Origin of the sequence: Streptomyces sp. (genome assembly GCF_019510245.1) — a bacterium.
Taxonomy (GTDB): domain Bacteria; phylum Actinomycetota; class Actinomycetes; order Streptomycetales; family Streptomycetaceae; genus Streptomyces.
Genome location: NZ_JAEKKT010000365.1, coordinates 1 through 4,446 on the forward strand (window position 1 = coordinate 1; position 4,446 = coordinate 4,446).

Here is a 4,446-nt window from a genome sequence, read left to right on the forward strand (position 1 = left end):
GGCAACACCGGCACGGTCACCGTCGGCCTCACCGGCCTGAACACCACGTCGGTGGTGGAGAACAGCCAGGTCCGCGCCGTCGTCCAGCGCGTCCCTTACAACAACGGTGGTGCCGTGGCCGGACCCGAGACGATCTCCGACACCACTCTGAACGTCAGCAACAACGCGGCGTCGGTGAGCATCCCGTGGTCCAATGCCAAGGACGGCTACACCGTCACCCTGCTCCCGCCGTCCAACACCACCGTCTCCACGGTCGCGGTCAGCGAGAACAGCGGACAGTGCCTGGACGACACCAACCTGAGCACCGCCGACAGCACCCAGTACCAGCAGTGGTACTGCGAGGGCGGCTACCAGCAGATGCTCGACCTCGAACCGGTCAGCGGCAGGACCAACACCTACACCGTGGTCGACGAGCTCAGCGGCAAGTGCCTCGACGTCTCCGGTGCCTCCACCGCCGACGGCGCAGCCGTCATCCAGTACACCTGCAACGGCGGCACCAACCAGCAGTTCACGCTCAACCCCGTCACCGCGCTGGGCAACAGCAAGGACTACCAGCTGGTGGCCGTCCACAGCGGCAAGTGCGTCGACGTCAGCAACGTCTCGACCACCTCCGGCGCCCTGATCCACCAGTGGACCTGCGACCCGGCGAGCGCACTGAGCACGAAGAAGAATCAGATCTGGAGACTTGCCGGCAAGAGCTGACGACTCTCCCCGACTCCGTCTGACTGGCCGAGAAGGGCGCCTGACGGGACTTCGGCCGCTCGGCGCCCGCCCTCTGCGGACGTCATCGGCGGCCGAGGAGCGTTGAGGGAGTGAACCGCGCCGTTTGAAGAGCAGCGGACTCATCATCCGTCGGCCGTGGGTTCGAGTCCCACCCGCCTCACCACTGACTACGCGACAAGAACCGCTCCCACCTGAGCTAACAGGAAGGCCCCCGCCGAGCCGGGGGCCTTCTTGCTATCGCCACGGCGCCGATGCCCCGGCTTCCGCCCGTGATCAAGGCGACGTTTCCTTCGAGTCGGTTCATGCCGTCGCGCTCCGGCTGGCGGAGGAAGGCGCCGACATCGTCGTCACCTATGAGAACAGCTCGGAGCGCGCCGCACCGAGGTGGTGGAGCAGGTCAAGGCCCGGGGGCGTCGAGGTCTGGCCATCCAGGCCGACAGCGCGGTCCCGCAGGCACCGACCGCCGCGGTGGACGAGGCCGCCGAGACATTCGGCTGACTCATCCGCCTCACCACGTAGGACACGGTCTAAGGCCGTCCTGGCCAACTGCCCCGAACTCGATGTCCTGACGGTCACGTCCGGCCCTTCGCCCACATGCTTACCGAACGCCAGGGTGAATGGCTCCCGCAGTGGCTCGACGCCGTCCGCCAGGACGACCTGCCCAGCCTCCACAGTCTCGCGGCCGGCATCGACCGAGACCGTGACGCGGTCATCGCCGGCCTGACGCTGCCCTGGAACTCCGGAGTCGTCGAAGGCCACGTCAACCGGATCAAGATGCTCAAGCGCCAGATGTTCGGACGCGCCGGCTTCCAACTTCTACGCAAGCGAGTCCTGCTCGCCCCCGTAGTCATGTGCAGTCCCTGATGCGAGGATCCGGGCGACCTTACGCAAGGGAGATCAGCATGGGCACCTGGGATACCGGTCCCTTCGACAACGACACAGCCGCGGACTTCGCCAACGCTCTCGACGACGCCGAGCCCGAGGCTCGCGAAGCCCTGATCCGAGGCGTCCTCATCCGGACGATCGACGCCACCGGCTATCTCACGGAAGCAGAAGAGGCGGTGGCCGCCGCTGCCCTCATCGCAGCGCAATGCCCGGGAGGCGAACCCGTAGACATGTCTTACGGTCCGGAAACACCTATGCCCGTGTTCCCTGCCGACCTACGCGCCCTCGCCGACGAAGCCCTCGCCCGCATCGCCAGCGACGAGGACGGGCCAGCTTCAAACTGGGTCGACCCGGAGGACTGGAAACAGTGGCGGTCCATACTCACCCGCCTTCGCGCAGTGCTTGCCCCGGCCCCGCCTTCCATCGCTCTCTTCGATGTCCACCCATAACGGAGCGTCACTCCGCACGAAAGCTGTGCCAGAACCCGTTGAGCGACAGCACCTGGGCATGAGTTCCGGAGGCAGTTGGCGATCTGGCTACGTAGGTCAGAACTGAGAGCAGACGTTCATGGCTCTCGGGAACGATCCCAAGGGCAGAGATTCGGAAATGTTGATGAGAAGTAGCAACGCTTCGACAGCCTGTGTGCCTGAATCGTCGGGAGGATCACTCCGCAAGGCGGCGCTTCCACCAGGGATCTGTGGGTGGCGAGAAAGGATCTGGCAAGGTCCGGGTCAAGAAGCGGTCGTCCAGGGGAGCAACCGCTCCGAGAAGTTCACGGCGTGCCTTGCGAGTCATAGTCGAGGCCGCGCCCTGTAGCAGTGTCCGCGCGTGCATGTCTCGCCAGAGCCCATGCCTGGAAGGCGTGGTCGACGTGGCCGCGAGGCAACCCGTACTGGAACTCGAAGTGTGCGATCTGCCGGTTCGTCGCACTGGATAGACGAGGGATGACCTGTCGACTTCCAGCGTTCCTGCGACGGGGTTGTGCGGTTCTGATCTCGCCCGGTGACCGGCGAGGCATGGGCACTTCCAGCTGGGAAGACGAGTGATCGTCCGACGGTAGGTGGCGTCGGTCCGAAGGGCAAGCGGTCAGCTGGCTGCTTGCTGTTCGGCTCGGGCGCGGGTGATGGCGAGACGGTAGGAGTCAGTGCCGGTTTCGCCGCCGTTCCGAGCGCCGTATCAAGGCCGCTGCGGGAAGGCACGGAGGCCTTGGCCCAGTCGTCTCAGTTCCTGGGCGGTGGAGAAGGAGTGGGCGGTCTGCGAGACGGTGACCTGCTGGGCGTTGGTCTTGCCGCTCCGGTTCATGCCGGTAGTTACCTCGTGGGTCAGAGATTCGGCTGGCGGGCTCGGGCCGCCTCGATGTCGGGGACATGCTCTTCGGCCCACAGTCGTACGGCGCGGAGTGGAATGAGCAGAGAGCGGCCCAGCGGTGTCAGGGCGTACTCGACGTGGGGCGGGTTCTCCTCGTAGGTGTGGCGGCTGATCAGACCGTCGGCTTCCAGGGAGCGCAGGGTTTCGGTCAGGACCTTCGGGGTGATCCCCTGGATATGCCCCTTCAGCTCGGTGAAGCGGCGAGGTCCGTCGTCGAGGGCGTTGACGACGAACACGGTCCAGCGGGCGCCGATACGGTGCAGCACCGTGCGGCTCGGGCAGGTCGCTGCCATCACGTTGTACGCCTTGCCCATGGTTGCTCCCAGTTCCGTTGAAGATACCGGTATCAAATCCATACCGTTGCACCCGATCCTACGAGAGGGAGTGAGACGCATGGAGCGGATCCTGGTCATCGGCGGTGCACGGGCGCTCGGCGCGGCTGTCGCGAGGCGTGCAGCGAAGGACGGCTACGACGTTGTTGTCGGTGCCCGCGAGCTGGCTGCAGCCGACGTGCTGGCGCGCGAGATCGGCGCTACCGCGGTGCGGGTCGATCTGCAGGACGAGTCGACGCTCGCGGCCGCGGCGGAGCTGCTGAAGGAGGGAATTGACCACATCGTGACGACCGGTTCGGCGCCGCACGATGTTCGCGCGACCGAGCTGGATCGCGACCAGCTGCTGGCTGCGTTCACGGCGAAGGTGGTCGGCCCGATGCTGGTCGCCAAACACTTCGCGTCGGTACTGCGGCCGACCGGGTCGATGGTGCTGTTCTCCGGTGTGGTCGGCTGGCGCCCCGGGCCGGGATCACTCGTCAAAGGGGTCACCAACGGTGCGGTCGAGTACGCCGCGCGCCACCTCGCGGCGGATCTGGCGCCTGTACGGGTCAACGCCGTCTCGCCTGGTGTCGTGGACTCGGGCACATGGGATCGTCTTGGTGACAAAAAGGCCGGCTTGCTGGGCAAGAGCGCGGCCGGGACCTTCGTCGGACGCCACGGCGAGACCGACGACGTCGTCGACACGGTCATGTGGCTCCTTGGTGCGGGTTTTGTCTCCGGTGAGACGATCCACGTCGAAGGCGGCGCCCGCCACAAATCCGCCTGACGCCAAGCTGTTGAGCGCTGTCAACAGTCGCTGTCACGACACGTGAACAGAGCCAACGCCCTGTTCTCGTACGCCGGGCAGTCCTCGTACGGTCTGCATCCGCACGGCGGTGGGGCCACCCCAGTCCTGCGGGGTGGCCCCACCGCCGTATCAGTGTGCCGAGCCGTCGCTGTGCACGTCGTGGTCCCCCCTTCGACGGTGTGACTAGTGTGATGCGCCAGAAATCCTGAGGGTTAGTTCTGCTCTGTTTTCTGGTCGGTGGTTCCGACTTTGGTGAGGTAGTCGGCGAGGGAGTTGAGGATCTCGTCGGCCGTTTTGGTCCAGGTGAAGGGTCGCGGGTTTTCGTTCCAGGTGTTGATCCATGCGGTGATG

Annotated in this window: 6 protein-coding genes and 1 pseudogene; 4 read left to right on the plus strand and 3 right to left on the minus strand. The window is 65.8% G+C overall.

What is annotated here, in order from left to right:
• The 3 genes from JF597_RS51625 to JF597_RS51635 form a co-directional block, all read left to right on the plus strand.
• Positions 1-702: RICIN domain-containing protein (locus JF597_RS51625; RefSeq protein ID WP_294013595.1), on the plus strand; the 702-nt coding region annotated here is incomplete at its 5' end.
• A 615-nt stretch (positions 703-1,317) separates the two neighbouring features.
• Complete coding sequence (locus tag JF597_RS51630; protein WP_294013598.1) at positions 1,318-1,587, plus strand: transposase; 270 nt, start codon at positions 1,318-1,320, stop codon at positions 1,585-1,587.
• Between the two features lie 38 nt (positions 1,588-1,625).
• Positions 1,626-2,057 carry a DUF4259 domain-containing protein gene (locus JF597_RS51635; protein ID WP_294013600.1) on the plus strand — a complete coding sequence of 144 codons (432 nt, stop codon included), beginning with the start codon at positions 1,626-1,628 and terminating at the stop codon, positions 2,055-2,057.
• Positions 2,058-2,784: 727 nt separating this feature from the next.
• On the opposite strand, the gene JF597_RS51640 is transcribed toward JF597_RS51635, so the two are convergent.
• Both JF597_RS51640 and JF597_RS51645 read right to left on the minus strand, forming a co-directional pair.
• Positions 2,785-2,910: a hypothetical protein gene (locus tag JF597_RS51640; RefSeq protein WP_294013603.1), complete on the minus strand. Its 126-nt coding sequence runs from the start codon at positions 2,908-2,910 to the stop codon at positions 2,785-2,787.
• A gap of 20 nt (positions 2,911-2,930) precedes the next feature.
• Positions 2,931-3,290, minus strand: a complete 360-nt coding sequence (locus JF597_RS51645; protein WP_294013605.1) for a helix-turn-helix domain-containing protein — start codon at positions 3,288-3,290, stop codon at positions 2,931-2,933.
• Positions 3,291-3,369: 79 nt separating this feature from the next.
• On the opposite strand from JF597_RS51645, the gene JF597_RS51650 reads away from it, so the two are divergent.
• Entirely contained in the window at positions 3,370-4,074 is a 705-nt protein-coding gene (locus tag JF597_RS51650) for an SDR family oxidoreductase (RefSeq protein WP_294013607.1), read from the plus strand.
• 233 nt (positions 4,075-4,307) lie between these two features.
• On the opposite strand, the pseudogene JF597_RS51655 reads toward JF597_RS51650, so the two are convergent.
• A pseudogene (locus tag JF597_RS51655) lies at positions 4,308-4,446 on the minus strand (IS630 family transposase); the annotation flags it as partial.